This is a genomic window from Actinospineispora eucalypti (genome assembly GCF_039543365.1).
In the GTDB taxonomy this organism is placed as follows: domain Bacteria; phylum Actinomycetota; class Actinomycetes; order Mycobacteriales; family Pseudonocardiaceae; genus Pseudonocardia; species Pseudonocardia eucalypti.
On the sequence record NZ_BAABJP010000047.1, the window covers coordinates 1 to 20,421 of the forward strand.

The 20,421-nt window shown below is 69.1% G+C and carries 20 protein-coding genes and 1 pseudogene; 13 read left to right on the plus strand and 8 right to left on the minus strand.

The features are described 5' to 3' along the window. Positions 1-214 precede the first annotated feature (214 nt). Positions 215-808, minus strand: a complete 594-nt coding sequence (locus ABEB12_RS34320) for a VanZ family protein (protein WP_185063701.1) — start codon at positions 806-808, stop codon at positions 215-217. A gap of 124 nt (positions 809-932) precedes the next feature. On the opposite strand from ABEB12_RS34320, the gene ABEB12_RS34325 reads away from it, so the two are divergent. Continuing rightward, complete coding sequence (locus ABEB12_RS34325; RefSeq protein WP_185063702.1) at positions 933-1,166, plus strand: hypothetical protein; 234 nt, start codon at positions 933-935, stop codon at positions 1,164-1,166. Between the two features lie 159 nt (positions 1,167-1,325). Here ABEB12_RS34325 and ABEB12_RS34330 read toward each other — a convergent pair whose 3' ends face one another. After that, positions 1,326-3,191 carry an AAA-type ATPase lid domain-containing protein gene (locus ABEB12_RS34330; protein ID WP_185063703.1) on the minus strand — a complete coding sequence of 622 codons (1,866 nt, stop codon included), beginning with the start codon at positions 3,189-3,191 and terminating at the stop codon, positions 1,326-1,328. 174 nt (positions 3,192-3,365) lie between these two features. On the opposite strand from ABEB12_RS34330, the gene ABEB12_RS34335 reads away from it, so the two are divergent. The 11 genes from ABEB12_RS34335 (at position 3,366) to ABEB12_RS34385 (ending at position 16,399) form a co-directional block, all read left to right on the plus strand. After that, a complete protein-coding gene (locus ABEB12_RS34335; RefSeq protein WP_185063704.1) occupies positions 3,366-5,024 on the plus strand; it encodes a ferritin family protein in 1,659 nt (552 codons plus the stop codon). Between the two features lie 113 nt (positions 5,025-5,137). After that, positions 5,138-6,172, plus strand: a complete 1,035-nt coding sequence (locus ABEB12_RS34340; protein WP_185063705.1) for an FAD-binding oxidoreductase — start codon at positions 5,138-5,140, stop codon at positions 6,170-6,172. Then, the gene (locus ABEB12_RS34345; RefSeq protein ID WP_185063706.1) at positions 6,169-7,347 is read left to right on the plus strand and encodes a ferritin family protein; all 1,179 of its coding nucleotides are present in this window, start codon (positions 6,169-6,171) and stop codon (positions 7,345-7,347) included. Before ABEB12_RS34340 ends, ABEB12_RS34345 begins: the two co-directional genes overlap by 4 nt. After that, positions 7,344-7,718, plus strand: a complete 375-nt coding sequence (gene mimD / locus ABEB12_RS34350; RefSeq protein WP_185063707.1) for a propane 2-monooxygenase effector subunit MimD — start codon at positions 7,344-7,346, stop codon at positions 7,716-7,718. The genes ABEB12_RS34345 and mimD overlap by 4 nt, the downstream gene beginning before the upstream one ends. Positions 7,719-7,721: 3 nt before the next feature. Next, positions 7,722-8,768 carry an amidohydrolase family protein gene (locus ABEB12_RS34355; protein ID WP_185063708.1) on the plus strand — a complete coding sequence of 349 codons (1,047 nt, stop codon included), beginning with the start codon at positions 7,722-7,724 and terminating at the stop codon, positions 8,766-8,768. Next, the gene (locus ABEB12_RS34360) at positions 8,765-9,454 is read left to right on the plus strand and encodes an iron-sulfur cluster assembly protein (RefSeq protein WP_185063709.1); all 690 of its coding nucleotides are present in this window, start codon (positions 8,765-8,767) and stop codon (positions 9,452-9,454) included. Before ABEB12_RS34355 ends, ABEB12_RS34360 begins: the two co-directional genes overlap by 4 nt. Continuing rightward, positions 9,451-10,476: an alcohol dehydrogenase catalytic domain-containing protein gene (locus tag ABEB12_RS34365; RefSeq protein WP_185063710.1), complete on the plus strand. Its 1,026-nt coding sequence runs from the start codon at positions 9,451-9,453 to the stop codon at positions 10,474-10,476. The genes ABEB12_RS34360 and ABEB12_RS34365 overlap by 4 nt, the downstream gene beginning before the upstream one ends. Further along, entirely contained in the window at positions 10,476-12,170 is a 1,695-nt protein-coding gene (groL, locus tag ABEB12_RS34370) for a chaperonin GroEL (RefSeq protein ID WP_185063711.1), read from the plus strand. The genes ABEB12_RS34365 and groL overlap by 1 nt, the downstream gene beginning before the upstream one ends. A 108-nt stretch (positions 12,171-12,278) precedes the next feature. Continuing rightward, entirely contained in the window at positions 12,279-12,950 is a 672-nt protein-coding gene (locus ABEB12_RS34375) for a metal-dependent transcriptional regulator (RefSeq protein WP_345703388.1), read from the plus strand. Between the two features lie 591 nt (positions 12,951-13,541). Continuing rightward, the gene (locus ABEB12_RS34380) at positions 13,542-14,813 is read left to right on the plus strand and encodes an Nramp family divalent metal transporter (protein ID WP_345703389.1); all 1,272 of its coding nucleotides are present in this window, start codon (positions 13,542-13,544) and stop codon (positions 14,811-14,813) included. Between the two features lie 233 nt (positions 14,814-15,046). Next, the gene (locus ABEB12_RS34385; protein ID WP_221498468.1) at positions 15,047-16,399 is read left to right on the plus strand and encodes an MFS transporter; all 1,353 of its coding nucleotides are present in this window, start codon (positions 15,047-15,049) and stop codon (positions 16,397-16,399) included. Here ABEB12_RS34385 and ABEB12_RS34390 read toward each other — a convergent pair. Then, on the minus strand, positions 16,376-17,086 hold the full coding sequence (locus ABEB12_RS34390; RefSeq protein ID WP_185063714.1) for a hypothetical protein: 711 nt from the start codon (positions 17,084-17,086) through the stop codon (positions 16,376-16,378). The two genes, ABEB12_RS34385 and ABEB12_RS34390, sit on opposite strands and share 24 nt — an antisense overlap. Before the next feature lie 22 nt (positions 17,087-17,108). On the opposite strand from ABEB12_RS34390, the gene ABEB12_RS34395 reads away from it, so the two are divergent. Next, a complete protein-coding gene (locus tag ABEB12_RS34395; RefSeq protein WP_185063715.1) occupies positions 17,109-18,320 on the plus strand; it encodes an MFS transporter in 1,212 nt (403 codons plus the stop codon). On the opposite strand, the gene ABEB12_RS34400 is transcribed toward ABEB12_RS34395, so the two are convergent. The 5 genes and pseudogenes from ABEB12_RS34400 to ABEB12_RS34420 form a co-directional block, all read right to left on the minus strand. Next, positions 18,321-18,626, minus strand: coding sequence for a hypothetical protein (locus tag ABEB12_RS34400; RefSeq protein WP_185063716.1), 306 nt, complete (start codon positions 18,624-18,626; stop codon positions 18,321-18,323). It lies immediately after the preceding gene. 212 nt (positions 18,627-18,838) lie between these two features. Then, positions 18,839-19,231, minus strand: a complete 393-nt coding sequence (locus ABEB12_RS34405; RefSeq protein ID WP_185063717.1) for a PIN domain-containing protein — start codon at positions 19,229-19,231, stop codon at positions 18,839-18,841. Beyond that, positions 19,228-19,530, minus strand: a complete 303-nt coding sequence (locus tag ABEB12_RS34410; RefSeq protein ID WP_185063718.1) for a type II toxin-antitoxin system prevent-host-death family antitoxin — start codon at positions 19,528-19,530, stop codon at positions 19,228-19,230. The genes ABEB12_RS34405 and ABEB12_RS34410 overlap by 4 nt, the downstream gene beginning before the upstream one ends. 41 nt (positions 19,531-19,571) lie before the next feature. Further along, on the minus strand, positions 19,572-20,192 hold the full coding sequence (locus ABEB12_RS34415; protein WP_185063719.1) for an MBL fold metallo-hydrolase: 621 nt from the start codon (positions 20,190-20,192) through the stop codon (positions 19,572-19,574). Next, positions 20,189-20,421 (minus strand): annotated as a pseudogene (locus ABEB12_RS34420) (S-(hydroxymethyl)mycothiol dehydrogenase); the annotation flags it as partial. The gene ABEB12_RS34415 and the pseudogene ABEB12_RS34420, both read right to left, overlap by 4 nt.

Here is a 20,421-nt window from a genome sequence, read left to right on the forward strand (position 1 = left end):
GCCCATCTCGCCGGACCTCAGCCCGGCGCGTCGGGCCGGAAACACCGATCTTGGAACAGTCCCCCGATCCCTCCCGCCGATCCCCTCCCGCTGATTCAGTGCCTTCTGGCGGGGTGTTCAGTCACTTCTGGCGGGGGTGCTTGGCCGATCGGTGTGCTGAAGTGACTGAATCAGAGTGCTGAACCGACTGAATCAGAGTGCTGAAGTGACTAAATCAGAGTGCTGAAGTGACTGAATCAGGGTGCTGGGGTGACTGAATCGGGGAGTGGCGGCGGGCGCGGCGGCGGAGGATGTGGCGGGTGAGGGCGGCGGCGGTGACGCCGATCAGGCCGCCGAGGGCGTTGGCCAGCCAGTCACGGGGGGAGCACTGGCGGCCGGGCACGACCACCTGGAGCAGCTCGATGGCGATGGGCATCGACGCCATCAGCGCGGCCGGCCACATCACCCGCCTGGACGCCATGACCAGGCAGAACCCGAGCGGGACGAACAGCACGATGTTGAGGATGCTCTCCGCGCTGCCGCCGACCCCGGCCGCCGAGCTGGCCAGCTGCCACCACTCGGTGGGTACACATTCGGCCAGCGAGCGGTGGTTGCCGTACCAACCCCTCGGCGACAGGGTCAGCGCAACGACCCCGGCCAGGGCGAGCAGGGCGCCGAGCGTGGGCAGCCGGTACCACCTGGCCCACCTGGCCAGCGGTCGCCAGCCGAGCAGCGCGAAGGCGACGCCGAGCAGCGCGACCAGTGGGGTCCAACGGGAGATCGGGACCAGCCAGCGCAGCTGGTGCGCGGCCTCGAACAAGTGTGACATCGATACCTAGCTAACCGATCTCGCACTGAGAGTCACTCAGTCGAGTGTACGGGGCCACCGGTTCCCGACCGGTGCGTCGCAAGATGAGACGGCCGGTGCGAGCGGGCGGGTCGAGGGTGGGGGAATGGCGGCTCCGGAGAGCTACAACCCCTGGACGGTGGTCAACCTGGTGTTCCACCACCTGGCCGACCAGGGCCTGCACCCGACCTTCGGTGACGCGGGCGACCCCGGGGAGCACGCCGCCGCCCTGCTGCGCGCGCTCGGGATCGAGCCGGCGCCGGAGGGCAACCGGCAGGCCTCCGAGCAGACCCGCGACGAGCTGGCCCGGATCCGCGCCGCGATGTTCGGTGAGGCTTAAGAGCGTCCGGCAAATGAGGGATCCGGCTCGCGGCGCCCAGGTGAATGCCTCGCGGCGTTGTCGTCGGTCGACATAGCTCCGCTATGCCTCCCTCCTCCGCCTTGCGATCCATCCACCTGGACCCCGCTCCCTGATCGAACCCCTCATTTGCCGGGCGCTCTAAGCCTTCGTAGCGGGAATCGCGATGCCGTAGTCGCGGATCTTGCGGTAGATGGTGGCGCGGGACATGCCCAGGTGCCGCGCCGCCTCGGCCCGGTTGCCGTCCAGCCCGCGCAGGCAGGCGATGATCGCGTCGCACTCCAGCGACTCCAGCGTGGTGAGCACCCGCCGGCTGGTCGCCTGCACCTCGGCGGGCAGGTCGGTGGGCGTGATCACCCCGGTGCGCCGCTGCGCGACGATCTTCCGCAGCACCTGGTAGAGCTGCTCCACATTGCCCGGCCAGCGGTTGCGCAGCAGGATCCGCATCGCCTCCGGCGAGCAGCGCAGGCCGGACCGCCGGGTCAGCCGGCCGAGCAGGAACGGCACCAGCTCGCGCACGTCGTCGATGTGGTGGCGCAGCGGGGGCACCCGCACCGAGCGAGGGAACCGGGCGGCGAACCGCTCCAGCGCGGCACTGTCCTCGCGGGCCGCCGGCCACCCCTGGCCGGTCGGGGCCGACGCCGGCCCGGTGGCCTGCCGGGTGGCCACCACCCAGGGCCGATCGGCGCCGACCAAAAGGTCGGTAAGCGCGTCCAGGGTGTCGTCGGCCAGGCGGTCCACGTGGCGCAGGATCAGCGTGCCCCTGGCCTCCAGGACCTCCTCGCGCACGCTGTCCAACCAGGTCGGATCGGTGGGCGCGGTGTCAGCGTCGAACACCCGCAGGTGTCCGCCCGGGGTGTTCGCCAGGTGGGTCGCCCTGGCCACGGTGAGCTTGCCGGTTCCGGGCTCGCCCTCCAGCATCAGCCATTCGCCGGACCGGAAGTGCCGGCCGACCTCGTTGCGGCACTTGGTCCACAGCGCTCCGCTGCCCACCATCCCGGGCAGGACGCCGCGCGGGGCGGGCAGTGCGGGCGGCGCGGCCGGCCCGGCGGGCAGGGTCTCGGCGGCGGAGAGCCGCACCTGCACCACACCGCCGATCACCGAGGCGTCGCTCCAGCTTGGCCGGCACTGCACCCGGGCCGTGACACCGGTGGGCAGCGGGCAGTCGAACTGGGTGACCTTGCCGGTGGCCAGTGCGTCGGTGGCCAGCCCGAGCAGGGTCAGCTGGTCCCGGGGGTCGATCAGTGCGCGGGCGGCGTCGTTCAGCATCACCAGGTCGTGGCCGAGTGCCACCACCGGGCCGCGACTGCGCTGGCAGGTGCGCAGGTAGTCCTGCAGCAGCGCCTGCTCGCGGCGGCCGGTGCGGTCCAGCAGCGCCTCCTCGATGCTGCGCGCGATGCTGGACGCGGCGGTGACCATCACCTGGTTGGCGTCCGCCCGCCAGCAGGTCAGGTCGACAACGCCGAGCACCTTGCCGCTGGTCGGGTGGTGGATCGGCGCGCCCGCGCAGGCCAGTTCCTCCAGGTGTTCCACATAGTGCTCGTGCCCGAACACCTGCGCCGGTGCCTTGCCCTGCAGCGCGGTGCCGATGCCGTTGGTGCCGGCGAACCGTTCCGCATAGCTGAACCCGGGGGCCAGCGAGACCCGGTCCAGGTGGCTCTGCAGCTTGCTGTCACCGGTGCGGCGCTCCAGCACGACGCCTTCGTCGTCGGTCAGGATCAGGCTCACCGACTCGCCGGAGAACTGCTCGCCGACCTCGGCCATGATCTTGTTCGCGCTGTCGGTGAGCAGGTCGGCGCGGGCCGGGGCGGCCTCGTAGGGCAGCTCGAACGGCTCGGCGGACACGCGGTAGTCCCGCGAGCGGATCCAGGACGCCAGGATCGGCTCGCGGACCACGCCCGGCCGCACGGCGGCCTCGGACTCGGTCAGGAACTGTTCTCGCGCACGAGCCAGCTCGCGGCTGGTGGACGGCCGCGAGGTGCGTGGTGGTGTGGGTGCGCCGGGCAAACAGGGCCTCCTCGCCCGCTCGACGGTACCGGGAACACGTCAAGAACGGTAGGGCGAGGGAGAACGCATAAGCGTCTCATGATGAGACCGCTCGATAGGCGAACGCCCGGTGTGATTTGAGGCACGAGGCCGGCGAGCGTCCGGACCCACCCGCGTACGGGTAGAGGAGTGGCCATGAGTCGCCAGAGCGTGGCAAGGGCTCACCAGAAGATCCAGGAACTCTCCTGGGAACCGATGTACCACACGCCGTACCAGAAGTACGGCACCGATTACACCTTCCAGAAGGCGCAGAAGAAGGACCCGCTGAAGCAGGTGCTGCGGTCCTATTTCCCGATGCAGGAAGAGAAGGACCACCGGGTTTACGGCGCGCAGGACGGCGCCATCCGGGGCAACATGTTCCGCCAGGTGCAGGAACGCTGGCTGGAATGGCAGAAGCTGTTCCTGTCCATCATTCCGCTGCCGGAGATCTCGGCCGCCCGGTCGATGCCGATGCTGTTCCACACGGTGCCCAACCCGGAGCTGCACAACGGCCAGGCCATTCAGATGATCGACGAGGTTCGGCACTCCACGATCCAGCAGAACCTCAAGCGCCTCTACATGAACAACTACATCGACCCGGCGGGTTTCAACTCGAGCCTGCGGAATTTCCACAACGACTACTGCGGGACGATCGGCCGGCAGTTCGCCGAGGGTTTCATCACCGGTGACGCCATCACCGCGGCCAGCATCTACCTCACCATCGTGGCCGAGACGGCGTTCACCAACACACTGTTCGTGGCCATGCCGGCGGAGGCGGCGGCGAACGGCGACTACCTGTTGCCGACGGTGTTCCACTCGGTGCAGTCCGACGAGTCGCGGCACATTTCCAACGGTTACGCCACGCTGCTCATGGCGCTTTCCGACGAGGCCAACCACCAACTGCTCGAGCGTGACCTGCGCTATGCGTGGTGGAACAATCACGCGGTGGTTGACGCCGCGATCGGCACATTCATCGAGTACGGCACCAAGGACCGCCGCAAGGACCGCGAATCGTACGCGGAAATGTGGCGGCGGTGGATCTACGACGACTACTACCGCTCGTACCTTGTGCCGCTGGAGAAGTACGGCCTGGTAATTCCGCACGACCTCATCGAGGAGTCCTGGAACCGCATTTGGCACAAGGGCTACGTGCACGAGGTGGCGCAGTTCTTCGCCACCGGCTGGCTGGCCAACTACTGGCGCATCGACCCGATGACCGACGAAGACTTCGAATGGTTCGAGTACAAGTACCCGGGCTGGTACGACCGATACGGAAAGTGGTGGGAGAACTACAACCGGTTGTCCACGCCTAACGGACACAACCCGATCGTCTTCGAGGACGTCGACTACGTGTACCCGAACCGCTGCTGGACCTGCATGGTGCCCTGCCTGATCCGGCAGGACATTTGCACGGCTGAGGTGGACGGCGTGCACCGCACCTACTGCAGCGAGACCTGCAAGTGGACCGACGTCACCGCGTTCCGGCCCACCTACCAGGGCCGCAACACGCCGAACATGGGCCGGCTGGTCGGCCACCGCGAGTGGGAGACCCTGTACCACGGCTGGAACTGGGCCGACGTGGTCGCGGACATGGGCTTCGTGCGCGACGACGGCAAGACCATGACCGCCCAGCCGCACCTGAACCTGGACCCGTCCAAGATGTGGACGCTCGACCACCTGCGCCGGTGCCCACCCCTGCAGAGCCCGAACGTCCTCTTCAACGAGATGACGGACGCGCAGCGGGACGCCTTCGTGGCCGACTACCGCCGCCAAGGCCCCGCCGGCCGCCCCGCCCCGGCCAACCCCACCCCCTAACCCAGCCCCATATCGCGGGTTTGACCACGTCATGTCGCTGATTTCACCAGCGACATGAACTGGTCGAACCCGCGATATGAGCTGGGGAAATCAGCGACATAGGGAGTTTGGGGATGGGCGATCGGCATGTGGTGCGGTTTGAGCCGGTGGGGGTGGAGATCACTGTCGGGGAGGACCAGACGATTTTGCGGGCGGCGGCCGAGCAGGGCGTCATGCTCATGCACGGGTGCAAGGAAGGGCAGTGCGCCGCTTGTAAGTCGTTCATTCTCGACGGCGAGGACGTGGAGCTGGACCGGTACTCCACGTTCGCGCTGCCCGACTACGAGCGGGAAGAGGGCTACACCCTGCTCTGCCGGGCGCACGCGTACGAGGACCTCACCATCGAGCTGCTCAACTACGACGAGGAGATGATCAGGTCCGGGTTGCCGATCGTGAGCGCCACCGCGACCGTGGTCGCCAACGAGCCGGTCACCCGGGACATGCGCCGGCTGGTGCTGCGCCTCGAGCAACCAGAAGAGATCAAGTTCTTCCCCGGGCAGTACGTGGACATCCGGGTCCCGGGCACCGACGAGCACCGTTCGTTCTCCATGGCCAACACGCCGGGCGGCCGCGAGCTGGAGTTCGTGATCAAGGTGTACCCGGGCGGGCTGTTCTCCGAGCGGCTGGACACCGAGATCGAACTCGGTGACCGGCTGGAGCTCGCCGGCCCGTTCGGGGTGTTCACGCTGCGGGAGAGCCACCAGGCGGAGCTGGTCTTCCTCGGCGGCGGGGCCGGCATGGCGCCGATCCTGTCCCTGCTGCGGTCCATGTCCGAGCGGGGCATCGACCGCAAGGCCACCTTCTACTACGGCGCACGCACCCGGGCCGACCTGTGTTTCGAGGGCGAGCTGCGTGAGCTGGAGCGCACCCTGCCGGGGTTCCGGTACGTCCCGGCGCTTTCCGAGGACGAGTGGGACGGCGAGACCGGCCTGATCACCGACGTGGTCAGGCAGCGGGAGGGCGACCTCACCGGGCGGGACGCCTACGTCTGCGGCCCGCCGCCGATGGTCGAGGCGGCCATGCCGCTGCTGAGCCGGCTGGGCGTCGACGAATCACGCATCTACTACGACAAGTTCACCACCACCGGAGAAGCCGGAGACAAGCCATGACCGCCACGCAGCCACGGTCCGTGCCGAAGGTCCAGTTCACCGACGCCGAGGCCGGGGCCAAGGAGTTTCCCGACTCGAACGCGCGAAGGTACAACTACTTCACGCCGGCCAAGCGCAAGCAGTCGCACTACGAGGACGTCACCGTCGAGGTGCAGCCGGACCCCCGGCACTACCTGTCCCAGGGCTGGATCTACGGGTTCGCCGACGGCTCGCGGGGCTACCCGCTGAACTGGACCAAGCTCAAGGCCTGGGGCGTGGACAACCCCGAGCCCAACCGGGGCGTGGGCACCGGCGGCGGGGGCAAGGACCTGGTCTGGCCGGCGCACGGTTGGCACGAGTTCCGCGACCCCAACGAAGAGTGGGAGATGACCCTCTACCGGTACGGCGCGAACGTCGTCCGGCAGGTGAACCAGAACATCGAGAACGCCCGGAGCGAGAAGGCGTTCGAGCAGTGGAACCCGAACTGGGTGCACTTCGTGGAGAACCACGTCGGCGCGTGGATGCACATCGAGCACATCCTCGGCCTGTACGTGTTCAGTCACGCCAACCGCTCCGGCCCGACCAACATGCACAACACCGCCATAGCCGTGAACGGCATGCACAAGATCCGGTTCGCCCAGGACCTGGCCCTGTACAACCTGACCCTGACCGAGGAGATCGACGGGTTCGACGGCGCGGCACACCTGAAGGCCTGGAACGAGGACCCGGTCTGGCAGGGCGCCCGCCGGGTGACCGAGGCGCTCACCGCGGTGGAGGACGACTGGGGTGAGTCGATCTTCGCGGCGAATGTGGTGTTCGAGCCGCTGGTCGGCGAGCTGTTCCGCAGCGGCCTGGTGCAGCAGTGCGCCGCCGGCAACGGCGACTTCGTCACCCCGACCGTCGTGGGCGTCGGCGAGTACGACTACTCGCAGCGCGACCTGCGGATGAGTGTGGCGATGTTCCAGCCGCGGGTCGTGGACAAGGAGTTCGCCGCGCACAACGTGGAAATCATGAACGGCTGGCTGGCCAACTGGGTGCCGCAATGCCTGGAAGCGGCCCGCGCGATGCAACCGCTGTGGTCGTTGCCCGACAACAAACCACCGCGATTCGAGGACTCCTTGGACCGGGCGAAGAAACGGTTCACCGGAATTCTGTCCGAACTCGGCCTGGACGTACCGAAGGAGCTGTCACAGTGACCACGTTCAAAACGGTGGAAAGCCCGTTCAAGGCGGACAACACCGCATCCAACATGTGTGGCTTCACATTGATGAACAACCAGGTCGGGGCGGTCGTGGCCAGCGTTATGCAAAAGCTGGACAACGTCACGGTGACCCCGCTCCCTTCCATGATCCGGGTGGACGGCAAGGGCCGGTTCGACGTGGTCTACGCCGATATCGACGAGGCCGCGGGCGAGGAAGAGGGCTGGTTCGACGCGGCCGAGTTCGAGGAGAACATGTCCACCCACTACGGCCGGATGATTCACGAGGACGACCGGACGATCATGTTTGCCAATCCGGAGGACGCGGCCGACTACATCGGTTTCGACCTCACCGCCAAGGGGGCGTGAGTCATGTACGAAAAAGATGGTGAGAAGTACTTCGTGGTCGATTCCCACGCGCATTTCTGGGACGCCAGCCGGGGCAACTGGGTGCCCGGCGCGGAGAATTACGCCAAGGGCTGGATCGACTGTTTCTACGGCTACCACCAGCTGGCCCCGCCGGAGACCCACTGGGAATGGGACGAGTTCGTGCAGGTCTCCGAGGACCGGTTCGTGCAGGACATGTTCGTGGACGGCCATGTGGACGTGGCCATCTTCCAGTCCACCTATCTGACCGAGTGGTACCGGACCGGGTTCAACACCGCCGCGCGCAACCACGTCCTCACCGAGAAGTACCCGGACAAACTCATCACCAACGGCCGCTGGGACCCGAGGGACGGGGACGCCGGCCTGAAGCAGCTGGAGGAGGACCACAAGCGGTACAACCTCAAGGGCGTGAAGCTCTACAGCGCCGAGTGGCGGGAGGGCTCGCGCGGCTGGAAGCTGACCGACCCGGAGGCGTACCGGTTCCTGGAGCGCTGCCAGGAGCTGGGCATCCGCAACCAGCACGTCCACAAGGGCCCGACCATCTGGCCGCTGGACAAGGACGCCTTCGACGCCGCCGACGTGGACCAGGCGGCGACCGACTTCCCGGCGCTCAACTTCATCGTGGAGCACGCGGGGATCCCGCGCATCGACGACTTCTGCTACATGGCCGTGCAGGAGCCGAACGTGTACGCCGGTTGTTCGGTGGTGATCGGCGCGCTGATGCACGCCCGGCCCAAGTTCTTCGCCCGGGTGATGGGTGAGCTGCTGTTCTGGGTCGGCGAGGACCGGATGACCTTCGGCGGCGACTACAACATCTGGACGCCGAAGTGGCAGGTGGAGGGCTTCGTGGACTGGCAGATGCCGGACGACGAGGCGTTCGACGACTACCCGAGGCTGACCACCGCCAGCCGGAAGAAGATCCTCGGGCTGAACGCGGCCAAGCTGTACGACATCCCGGTGCCGGCGGAGTGCCAGCTCCCCGCGCCCGAGATCCCGAAGCAGCCCGAAGCGCCGGCCGAGCAGCTGGCGTGACCACGCACGCCGACGTGATCGCCGCGCTGGACACGGTGCGCGACCCCGAGCTGGACACCTCCATCGTCGAGCTGGAGTTCGTCTCGGAAGCCACCGTGTCCGGCGCGGGCGTGGCTCGTGTGCGGCTGCGCCTGCCCACGTTCTTCTGCGCGCCCAACTTCGCCTTCCTGATGGTCGCCGACGCCTACGACGCGGTGTCCGCCGTTCCCGGCGTCACGCAAACGGAGATCGTGCTGGAGGACCACTTCGCCGCGCCGACGATCAACGAGGGCGTGGCCGCGCGGGCCGGTTTCGTGCGCACCTTCGACGGCGAGGCGGTCGACGAGCTGCACGAGCTGCGGGCGTTCTTCATCCGCAAGGCCATGCTGGCCGGCCAGGACCGGGTGGCCCGGCCCTTGCTCGCGGACGGGTTCACCCCGGACGACCTGGCGCGCGCCACGCTGGGTGATGTTCCGCCGACCGACGACCGGGAAAGGCTCCGGGAACGCCGCCGTGAGCTGGGCATTCCAGCGGACGACCAGGCGGCGCTGCTGGTCGACGAGCACGGCGCGCCGATCACCCCGGACGGGGTTCCGCTGCATCTGCGCCGGGTACGCAGCACCCGGGTCAACATCGAAGCCAACACCGGGCAGTGCCTGAGTTTGCTGGCCGCCCGCTACCCAGACATGGTCAAGGAGTCGCGATGAGAGCGGTGCGGTTGCACGACTACCACAAGCAGCCGGTGGTGGAGCAGGTTCCGGACCCGACCATCCAGGGGCCGCTGGACGTGATCGTGAAGATCGGCGGGGCCGGCGTCTGCCGCACCGACCTGCACATCATCGAGGGCCAGTGGGCCGAGGCGATGGCCCCGGAGCTGCCGTACACCATCGGCCACGAGAACGCCGGCTGGATCGCCGAGGTCGGCGCGGGTGTCACCAACGTGGCCGTGGGCGACACGGTGATCCTGCACCCGCAGCCGTCCTGCGGGCTGTGCCTGGCCTGCCGGTCCGGGCGGGACATGCAGTGCGAGAACGCGTTCTTCCCCGGGCTTTCCGACAACGACGGCGGCATGGCCGAGTACCTGCGCACCACCGCGCGCGCGTGCGTGAAGCTGAACCCGGACACCCGGCCCGCCGACGTGGCCGCGCTGGCCGACGCCGGCATCACCGCCTACCACGCGGTGCGCAAGTCGGTGCCGATGCTCTATCCGGGCACGTCGGCGGTGGTGCAGGGCGCCGGCGGGCTGGGCCACATCGGCATCCAGTGCCTGGCCGCGCTCACCGCGACGAAGATCATCGTAGTGGACCGGAACCCGGACGCACTGGCGCTGGCGCGGGAGATCGGGGCCGATGAAACGGTCCTGGCCGACGGCTCGCATGTGGCCGCCGTACAAGAACTCACCGGCGGGGGCGCCACCGTGGTGTTCGACTTCGTCGCCGAGCAGGGCGCCGAGCTGGACGCCTGGGCCATGACCGCGCCGGCCGGCGCGCAGTTCATCATCGGCTACGGCGGCGAGTTCAAGGCCCCCACGCTGGACTTCGTGGCCGGCGAGAAGAACGTCATCGGCAACATCGTCGGCACCTACAACGACCTGGCCGAGCTGATGGTGCTGGCCCAGGCCGGCAAGGTCACCCTGCACACCCGGCAGTACCCGCTGGACAACGCCGTCGAGGCGCTGGACGACCTGGACAACGGCCGGGTACGCGGCCGCGCGGTGCTGGTGCCGTAATGGCCAAGGAGCTGCGTTTCGACGAGGAGGCCCGCACGCTGCTGCGGGCCGGCGTGGACAAGCTGGCCGACGCGGTCAAGTCGACCCTGGGGCCCAAGGGTCGCAACGTCATCCTGGAGAAGATCACCGGAAGCCCGGTGGTGACCAACGACGGGGTCACCATCGCGCGCGAGATCCACCTCCCCGACCAGTTCGAGAACATGGGCGCGCAACTGGTCAAAGAGGCCGCGATCAAGACCAACGACGTGGTCGGGGACGGGACGACCACGGCCACCGTGCTGGCCCAGGCGATCGTCCGGGAGGGCATGAAGGCGATCGGCGCCGGGGGCAACCCGGTGCTGGTCAAACGGGGGATCGATGTCGCCGTCGGTAAACTGGTTGCACACTTGGAGTCGGTTGCGCACCCGGTGCGCAGTGAGTCCGACCTGGCGCACGTGGCGGCCATCTCGGCCAACGACGACCCGAGCGTGGGTGAGGTGATCGCGCGCGCCCTGCACGCGGTCGGCGACACCGGGATCGTGTCGGTGGAGGAGGCGCCGGCGATCGGCATGGACGTCGAGTTCGTGGAGGGCTTCGAGTTCGACAACGGGTACCTGTCGCCCTACCTGGTCACCGATCCGGGACGGCTGGAGGCGGTGCTGGACGACCCGTACCTGCTGCTCTCCGACCAGAAGATCACCGAGGTGCGCCAGCTGATGCCGGTGCTGGACCAGATCATGCGGGCCGACCGGCGGCCGCTGCTGGTGATCGCCGAGGACGTCACCGGTACCGCGCTGTCCATGCTGGTGCACAACCACGTGAACGGCACGTTCCGCTCCTGCGCGGTGCGCGCGCCCGGGTTCGGCGACCGGCGGCTGCACAAGCTGGAGGACATCGCGGCGATCACCGGTGGGGCGGTGCTGTCCAAGCACTCGTCGTTCTCCCTGGAGACGATGAAGGTGGAGCACCTGGGCCGGGCCCGGCAGGTGCGGGTGACCGACAACGTCACCGCGATCATCGACGGCGCCGGCTCGGCCGAGCAGCTGGCGTTCCGGGTGGCGCAGCTGCGGTCGGAGATGGGCCGGGCGCAGTACGGCATCGACGAGGACGTGCTGTCCGAACGGATCGGCGCGCTCACCGGGAAGATCGCGGTGATCCGGGTCGGCGCGCCCACCCCGGCCGAGCTGAACGAGCTGCAACACCGGGTGGAGGATGCGCTGTCGGCCACCCGTGCGGCCATGGCCGAGGGCATCGTGGCCGGTGGCGGTGCTGCATTGGTGCACGCAGAGCAAGCGTTGGACGGGCTGGATCTGGCCGGCGACTACGCGGTGGGCGCGGACATCGTGCGCCGGGCACTCACCGAGCCGGCCTACCTGATCGCCTCGAACGCCGGTTACCCCGGCCAGGAGGTGGTCGCCCGGGTGTCGGCCATGGACGTGGACGAGGGCTTCGACGCGCTGGAGGGCCGCTACGGGAACATGATCGAACTGGGCATCGTGGACCCGCTGCGGGTGGCCAGGGCGGCGCTGCGCAACGGTGCCTCGGTGGCCGGGCTGCTGCTCACCACCAACTCGCTCATCGCCGAGGAGCAGACCCCGTGGGGCGGCAGTCGCGCCCTGATGACCGAGTTCGGCCCGTTGGACGAGGGCCTGCGCCAGCCGTCCCCGGACGCCAGCACCCCCCAGTCCCTCGGCCTGGGGCCGGCCATCGGTTAGGGCCGCGAGCCCGGCCGGCACACACCGGTTGGTGCTGGCACACGCTCAATTGCCCGTGTGCCAGCGCCGAACCGTGTGTGCGGGCCAGACTGGCCTACGCTAAGCCGTGTGGACTCCGAGCGGTACTCGGCGGCGGTGGAGGACTACCTCAAGGTGATCTTCGCGTTCGAGGAGCGCGAGGACGCTTCGGTGACCACCTCGCGGCTGGCCGAGCGGCTCGGTGTGTCCGCGTCGTCGGTCTCCGGGATGGTGCGCAAGCTGGGCGAGCTGGGCCTGCTGGAGCATCGGCGGTACGGCGCGATCAGCTTCACCGAGAACGGCCGGCGGGTGGCGCTCGGCGTGGTCCGCCGGCACCGCCTGATCGAGCTGTACCTGGCCACCGAGCTGGGTTACGCCTGGGACGAGGTGCACGACGAGGCCGAGGTGCTGGAGCACGCGGTCTCCGACCGGCTGCTGGAGCGGATGGCCGAGCGGCTGGGCGACCCGACGGTGGATCCGCACGGCGACCCGATCCCCACCCGGGACGGACGGCTGGTCCCGTGGAACGCCCGGCGGCTGTCCGCCGTGCCGACCGGGGCGGGCGGGCAGTTCGTCCGGGTGGACGACGGCGACCCCGGAATGCTGCGGCACCTGAGCGCGGCCGGGATCGAGCTGGGGCAGCGGCTGGAGCTGCTGGAACGCGCGCCGTACGGCGGCTCCTACCTGGTGCGCGCCGCCTCCGGAGCCACCCACCAGCTGGGTCCGGAGTTGGTCGACGCGATGTGGTTGCGGGTCGACTGAGCCTTGTCCGGGTTCCGGGTTCCGGGTTCCGGGTTCCGGGTTCCGGGTTCCGGGCTTCGTGGCCGGCGGTTCGGTGGGGCGCGGTTTCGAAAGACGGCTTGGACGGGCCGGGGGAGTCGGTCTGCCGCGGTTTGGGCTCCCGGCCGCCAGCATTGTTACGGAGCGTGAGCATTGTGGGCCGGGTTCGGTCCGTCCGGTTCATCGAGCTCGACACCAGTCTCCTTTTTTCAAGATCGAAGCAGACTGGTGTCGAGCTCGACGCGGCCTGCCGACGGAATCGCCAGCACGGGTCCGGTACATCGCTACACTCCGTCACGACGGCCGCCACGCGCCAATCGATCGGCGCGAGCGCGGGCGCCGAGTGCCGCGAAACCGCGCGGGACGAGTTCCGAGCCGCGGCAGACCGACCCCCGGGCCGTCCGAGCCGTCTTTCGAACCGCGGTTCCACCGCACCGCCAGGCACGAAACTCAGGCCGCGACCCGCCAGGCCGGGGTGGTTGACGGGGTTGCGCCGAGCGGGGGTTGTGGTAGGGCACACTTGGGTTTTCGCTAGGGCGTAGCTTAAAGTTAGGCATGCCGAACTCTGGTGTGGTGACCTCTGCGGAAAGTGCGCCCGCCGGGGCGGCCTCCCTCACCGAGCTGCGCGCGCGGGGCCGGGTGCGCGGGCCGGTTGCGCTGCTGGGGCCGGCCTTCGTGGCCGCGGTGGCCTACATCGACCCGGGCAACTTCGCCACCAACTTCACCGCCGGCGCGCACTTCGGCTACACCCTGGTGTGGGTGATCGTCGGGGCCAACCTGATGGCCATGCTGGTGCAGTACCTCTCGGCCAAGACCGGCGTCGCCACCGGCCGGGACCTGCCCGAACTGTGCCGCGAGCACCTGCCGAAGCCGGTCTCCCGCGGCCTCTGGGTGCAGGCCGAACTGATCGCCATGGCCACCGACCTGGCCGAGTTCGTCGGCGCGGCGGTCGGGCTGAACCTGCTGTTCGGCGTGCCGTTGCTGCACGCCGGGCTGATCACCGCGGTGGTCGCGTTCGGCATCCTGGCGCTGGAGCAGCGCGGCTACCGGCGGTTCGAGCTGGCCATCGCCGGCCTGCTGGGCATCGTGTTCCTCGGCTTCGCCTACGACCTGCTGCTGGTGGGCGCCTCGGCCGGCGAGGCGGCCGCCGGGCTGGTGCCGAGCTTCGCCGGCTCGGAGAGCGTGCTGCTCGCGGCCGGCATCATCGGCGCCACCGTGATGCCGCACGTGGTCTACCTGCACTCCGCGCTGACCAAGAACCGGGTGCTGACGCGGACCGCCGAGGAGCGCCGGCAGGTGCTCCGGTTCGCCCGGCTGGACGTTTTCGTCGGGCTCGGCGCCGCCGGATTGATCAACCTGTCCATGCTGTTCATCGCCGCGTCGCTGTTCGCCGGGCGCGCGGGCGCATCGGAGGTGGACTCCATCGAGGCGGCGCACGCCGGGCTGGGCCAGCTGGTCGGCGGCGGCGCCGCGCTGGCGTTCGCGGTGGCGCTGCTGGCTTCCGGCCTGTCCTCGTCCTCGGTGGGCACCTATGCCGGCCAGGTGGTCATGCAGGGCTTCATCCGGATGCGCATCCCGCTGTTCCTGCGCCGCGCGCTGACCATGCTGCCGGCCCTGGTGGTGCTCGGGCTCGGGCTTCCGACCACGGACAGCCTGGTGGTGTCGCAGGTGGTGCTGTCCTTCGGCATCCCGTTCGCCCTGGTCCCGATGATCATGCTGACCCGGCGCGCCGACGTCATGGGCGAGCTGGTGAACCGCCGGCTCACCACCCTGGTGGCCTCGGCCATCGCGGGCGTGATCATCGTGCTGAACGCCTATCTGCTCTGGGACCTCTTCGTCGGCTGATCCGCCTCGGCGCCAGAAGTCGCGCTCCCACTTCACCCCGTCGTACCCTCCCGGCCATGATCCGGTTGCTGAAGGTCTTTCCATTCCGCTTGTAGGATGTAGGATTGTCGACAACTCGGTGTGTCGAACGTCACTCCGGGTGTGGAAATCCTTATGGAGGGGAACGGGAACGGTGGGTTCACCGGCTTTCCGGAGTGCGCTCGGCGTTCCCGATGACGGATAAGGAGCTGGCAATGACGACGTCCGAGGCGGGCCAGCCGGTCGAGGTCGACGAAAAAACCGTACGAAAGGCCGTCGGCGCGGCGGCCATGGGAAATCTGGTCGAGTGGTTCGACTACGGCATATACAGCTACGTCGCGGTGATCATCGCGCACAATTTCTTCCCCGGCGGTGACTCGGCCAGCAACCTGGCTCTCACCTTCGCACTGTTCTCGGTGGCCTACCTGGTCCGCCCGCTCGGCGGCCTGATTCTCGGCCCGCTGGGCGACCGGATCGGCCGCAAGCGGGTGCTGGCACTGACCATCGTGGTGATGTCGGGGGCCAGCTTCTGTATCGGCCTGATGCCAACCTTCGAGATGGTCGGTTGGTTCGCGCCGCTGCTGCTGGTGGTGGCCCGGTTGGTCCAGGGCTTCGCCACCGGCGGCGAGTACGGCGGTGCCGCCGCGTTCATCGCGGAGTACGCACCGGACAAGCGGCGGGGCTTCTACTGCAGCTTCCTGGAGTTCGGCACCACCGGCGGGTTCGTGCTGGCCGCCGGCCTGGTCACCGCGCTGCAGGCCGGCCTGAGCCCGGACAACATGAACGCGTGGGGTTGGCGGATCCCGTTCCTGATCGCCGGACCGCTCGGCATCGTGGGGCTCTACCTGCGGAGCAAGCTGGAGGACACGCCGGCCTTCCAGCAGCTGGAAGAGGCGGCCAGCGTCTCGGAGTCGCCGCTGCGGGACGTGCTCACGCACCACTGGCAGCCGATCGTGCGCTGCTTCTTCCTGGTGCTGTTCTACAACGTCGCGGTGTACGCGATCTTGTTCCACATGCCGTCCTACCTGGAGGCCACGCTCAAGCTGCCGGCCACCACCGCACTGCTCTACATCCTGGCCATGATGTTGCTGATCATGTTCGTGATCATCCCGATCGGCGCGCTCTCCGACCGGGTCGGCCGGAAGCCGCTGATCGTCACCTCGGCGGTCGGCCTGATCGTGCTGTCCTACCCGGCGTACCTGTTGCTGGGCCGGGGCACCGTGGGCGGCACGATCGCCGGGCTGGCCATCCTCGGCGTGCTGCTGGTGCTGCTGCTGGGCACCATGTCGGCCACGCTGCCGGCGCTGTTCGACACCGACGTCCGCTACGGCGGGTTCTCCATCGGGTACAACCTGTCCACCTCGCTCTTCGGCGGCACGGCGCCGGCGATCATGACCTATCTGATCGTGGAGCTGGACGACCCGACGCTGCCCGGCATCTACATCGCGGTCGCCTCGCTGATCTCCTTCTTCGTCGTGATCAAGATGAAGGAGAGCGCCGGGCACCCGCTGCCCGGGGCCAAGGCCAACGTGGCGCGCGGGGAGTCATCCGCCCCGCAGCCATCCTGACGGGTCCAGGCTGACCCTGGTCGGCGCCCCGGACACCTCATCGGCGGTCAGCCCGTCGTCGGGGGCCGGGGCGCCGATCAGTTCACGGGCCTTCACCTGGTCGACCTCCTCGCAGCGGACCGGGTCGCCGTTCATCAACAGCGGCCGGCGGTGAGGGGGAAGTCCCAGGTAGCAGTAGGGGCGGTCGACCTCCGTGCCGGTTTCGGTGCGCACCTCACCGGTGCGGAGGCGGGCCAGCCGGTAGCGCTCGCCCCGCCCTTCGCAGACATCCAGCACAGCCAGCTGCTCCGGTGTGGCCAGCCAGAGCGAGTGCCGCTCGGTGACTCCGGGGGCGGCGGCGAGCACGGCCGGGCGCTGCCCGTCCCGTTTGCGCACCCCGGTCGCCCACACGGCGGCCAACCCCTCGGCGACCACGGCCAGCACCACCACGGGGCCGGTGAGGCCGAGCTCCGCGCGCAACCACGTGATCTTGGAAGGGCAGCGGTTGGAGCCGTAGGCCAGCACCGGGAACCGGCCGGTCAGGGGCGGTGCGCCGTGCCCGGCCAGCCAGTCGTCCAACGGCTCGCCCCGCACCCCGCCGTCCACGATCCGGTGGCCGAGACCGTCCAGGTGCACGAACGAGCCGTCCGGCATCCCGCCCGGGTACGGGTCGGCCGGGTAGTCCTCGTCGGGAAATCTGTCGCGCACGGACACTACGGTAATGGTCGGGATGGGGACTCAGAGCAGCGTTCGCGGGGGCGCGTTCCGGCTGTTGCTGTGCACCACGGTGCTCGGTTTCGGCGGGTACGCGCTGCTTCTGCCGGTCGTGCCGCTGTGGGTCGCGCACGGGGGCTCGGGCGCCTTCGGCGCGGGTGCGAGCACCGGCGTGTTCATGTTGTTCACCGTGCTGAGCCAGTTCGGCGTGCCGTGGTTGCTGCGCCGGATCGGTCACCGCTGGGTACTCGGCATCGGGCTGGCCCTGGTCGGAGCCCCGGCACCGGCCTTCGCGCTGTCCGCCGCGCTGGCCCCGGTGCTAGGGCTGAGCGCGGTGCGCGGCGTGGGGTTCGGGCTGCTCACCGTCGGCGGCGCCGCGCTGGTCGCGGAGCTGGCGCCGGCGGGGGAGCACGGCCGGGCGTCGGCCTGGCTGGGTGTGGCGATCGGGCTGCCCCAGCTGACCCTGCTGCCGCTGGGCGTCACCGGCGTGGACCGGCTGGGTTTCCCGGTGGTGCTGGCGCTCGGCGCGTCGCCGCTGCTCGCCCTGCCCCTGGTGCCGTTCCTGGGTCCGCCGGCGCGGGCCGTCGCTCGGGCCGCCCCTTCGGCGGGGCGGGGCGAGGGTGGGCGGGCGGCCAGTGCGGCCGGCGGATTCGGGCGGGCAGGGCCGGGAGGGTGGGCCGTGACGGCCGGGCCGGTGGTGGCGATGCTGGCTTGCGCCACCGCGCAGGGCGGGCTGGTCACCTTCCTGCCGCTGGTCGCCGAGGCGGGCGCGGTGACCGTGGCGCTGTTCGGCACGGCGGTCGGTGCGCTGGCCGGGCGGCTGGTGGCCGGCGAGCTGGTGGACCGGTACTCGCTGGGCGGCCGGCTGCTCGCCCCGGGGGTCGCATTCACGCTGGTCGGCATGTTGGTCGAGGTCTTCGCGGTGAGCGCCGAGGCGCCCGCCGGGCTGGCCGAGGTCGGGGTGTTCTCCGGCGGGGCGCTGCTGGTGGGCCTCGGCTTCGGCCTGGTGCAGAACGACTCGCTGGTGGCGCTGTTCGCCGCCGCCGGCCCGGCCCGCTACGGCCACGCCAGCGCGGTGTGGAACATCGCCTACGATGCCGGCACCGGCGTCGGGGCGCTCGGCCTGGGCGCCGTCGCCCAGGCGTTCGGCTTCGGCGGCGCGTTCGGCGTGGCGGCGGCGCTGGTGCTGGTCGCCACCCCCTTCACCCTGCGCCGCCGCCCGTGCTGATCAGACCTTGGTCGGCTCCAGCACCCCGACCCTGGCCCGCCCCACTACCACCGGCCCCCGGTTGACCTCGCCCACCTCCAGGCGCATCGCGCTGCCCATCCGCTTCTCCATCCCGGCGGCCACCGCGCCCGCGGCGAGCGCGGTCGACTCGTCGGGGAACAGCATCACGGTCATCGCGTCGCCGTCCCCGATGTCCACGGCCGCATAGAGCAGGGCGCCCACCTGGTCCGGGATGCTGTCCGCGAGCTCCGGCGTGACCCGCCCGAACAGGTCGGCCACGGAGTCGGTGCGATACCGGCGAACCACCGCGTACATAATTTCCCTCTCTGTTGAATTAATTGCCGAGCGCAGTCTAACCGGAGCTCGGCGGACTTTGTCAACAGAGATTGAATTAGGACGGGAAGCGGTAGCTTCTTGTGTGTGGAACCCGCCGAGACCCGCAAACTGGCCCGGCATCGCGGACTACCCCAGTGGCCATCAACATCTGGGTGAGCGCATGCGGGCCGGGAGTGAGGATGTCAGGCCGGGGCGGCGGTTTTGAGCCCATGCGCGGCTGTCGCCGCGACCAGCCGATCGTCGTAGCTGAGTAGCAGCTCGATGTCGTCCCTGATCAGCAGGGCGGTGGCGAGGTGGATGGCATCGAGCGATCGCAACGTCGGATCCGGGAATCGGCTTGCTGACTCGAGCACGGCGTCGGAAATTTCGATCTGAGTGACGCCGTCGAGCATCAGGTCCAGCCGGGGTAGCCGATGCGGCGCGTAGCGCTGGAGTCCGCGCCGTGCCTCGACGGTCAGCAGTTTGCTCGAGACGAAGTCCCGGGTGCCACGCTCACCGAGGTACTCGTTCAGTGCCCGCGACTCATTCTCGTCCTTGACCAGCTTGAGAAACGCGGAGGTGTCAATATAGATCAATATCTTTCCTCGTCGCGCATCTCGAGTAGCCCATCGGAGAGCGATCTCTCGCCCGGTTCGGCCGGTGGCGGGGGGAGAAGGTCTAACAGGCTGGCTTTGGCTTCGCGGACCTGGCCGGCTGCCTTCAGGCGCTCGAACATGGAGGTGGGTTCCTCGGCTGGGACGAGGTACGCGACGAGTCTGCCGCGAACGGTCACCGGGACGCGCTGGCCGGCTTCGGCCAGCGCGACGTACCGCGAGGCGTGCTGTCGCAGTTCTCGGATACCGATGCTCTCTGGCTCGGGTACGACCTGCACCATAGGTGCATTGTAGCACCTGGTGTGCTACATCTGGCGTTGCTTTAGTGGCCTCGGTCGAGCCATTCCTGCAGGTGGGGGGACTCCGCGCCGATGCGGGTGGAGTCGCCGTGACCGGTGCGCACCTCGGTCTCCGGTGGCAGCGTGAGCAGTCGGTCGCGGATCGATGCGACGATCGTGTCGAAGCTGGAGTAGGAGCGCCCGGTCGCGCCCGGCCCGCCGTTGAACAGCGTGTCGCCGGAGAAGAGCACGTTCAGCGCCGGCGCGTACAGGCAGGTGGAGCCGGGTGAGTGGCCGGGCGTGGTGATCGCGCGCAGCTCGACGCCGCCGGCTTTCAGCACCTGCCCGTCGGTCAGTTCGGCGTCGGGCGCACGGTCCGGCCAGGTCATCTCCCACAGCGGGGCCTCGGCCGGGTTGACCAGGATCGGCGCCTGGTAGCGGTCGGCCAGCGCGGGCGCCTGGTTGACGTGGTCGTCGTGCGCGTGCGTGCACACCACCGCGACCAAGCGCCGGTCGCCGATGGCCCCCGCGATGGCGTCGGCGGAGTGGGCGGCGTCGATGACCAGCACCTCGTGCTCGTCGCCGACCAGCCACACGTTGTTGTCCACCTCCCAGGTGCCGCCGTCCAGGGAGAACGTTCCCGAGGTGACCAGGTGCTCGATCACAGCACCACCACCGAGCGCAGGACCTCGCCGCGTTCCATGCGGTGGAAGGCCTGCTCGACCTCGCCCAATCCGATGGTCTCGGACACGAACTTCTCCAACGGCAACCGCCCCTGCAAATGCAGATCCACCAACATCGGGAAATCCCGACTGGGTAGACAGTCCCCGTACCACGACGACTTCGTCGCCCCACCCCGACCGAACACATCGATCAACGGCAACTCAACCGTCA

Bases quoted from the DNA above. Each gene is read 5' to 3' on its own strand.
- ABEB12_RS34335 (WP_185063704.1), top strand. From the start codon at position 3,366: ATGAGTCGCCAGAGCGTGGCAAGGGCTCACCAGAAGATCCAGGAACTC.
- ABEB12_RS34410 (WP_185063718.1), bottom strand. From the start codon at position 19,530: ATGGTGCAGGTCGTACCCGAGCCAGAGAGCATCGGTATCCGAGAACTG.
- ABEB12_RS34340 (WP_185063705.1), top strand. From the start codon at position 5,138: ATGGGCGATCGGCATGTGGTGCGGTTTGAGCCGGTGGGGGTGGAGATC.
- ABEB12_RS34365 (WP_185063710.1), top strand. From the start codon at position 9,451: ATGAGAGCGGTGCGGTTGCACGACTACCACAAGCAGCCGGTGGTGGAG.
- ABEB12_RS34385 (WP_221498468.1), top strand. From the start codon at position 15,047: ATGACGACGTCCGAGGCGGGCCAGCCGGTCGAGGTCGACGAAAAAACC.
- ABEB12_RS34320 (WP_185063701.1), bottom strand. From the start codon at position 808: ATGTCACACTTGTTCGAGGCCGCGCACCAGCTGCGCTGGCTGGTCCCG.
- ABEB12_RS34395 (WP_185063715.1), top strand. From the start codon at position 17,109: ATGGGGACTCAGAGCAGCGTTCGCGGGGGCGCGTTCCGGCTGTTGCTG.
- ABEB12_RS34345 (WP_185063706.1), top strand. From the start codon at position 6,169: ATGACCGCCACGCAGCCACGGTCCGTGCCGAAGGTCCAGTTCACCGAC.
- groL (WP_185063711.1), top strand. From the start codon at position 10,476: ATGGCCAAGGAGCTGCGTTTCGACGAGGAGGCCCGCACGCTGCTGCGG.
- ABEB12_RS34355 (WP_185063708.1), top strand. From the start codon at position 7,722: ATGTACGAAAAAGATGGTGAGAAGTACTTCGTGGTCGATTCCCACGCG.
- ABEB12_RS34325 (WP_185063702.1), top strand. From the start codon at position 933: ATGGCGGCTCCGGAGAGCTACAACCCCTGGACGGTGGTCAACCTGGTG.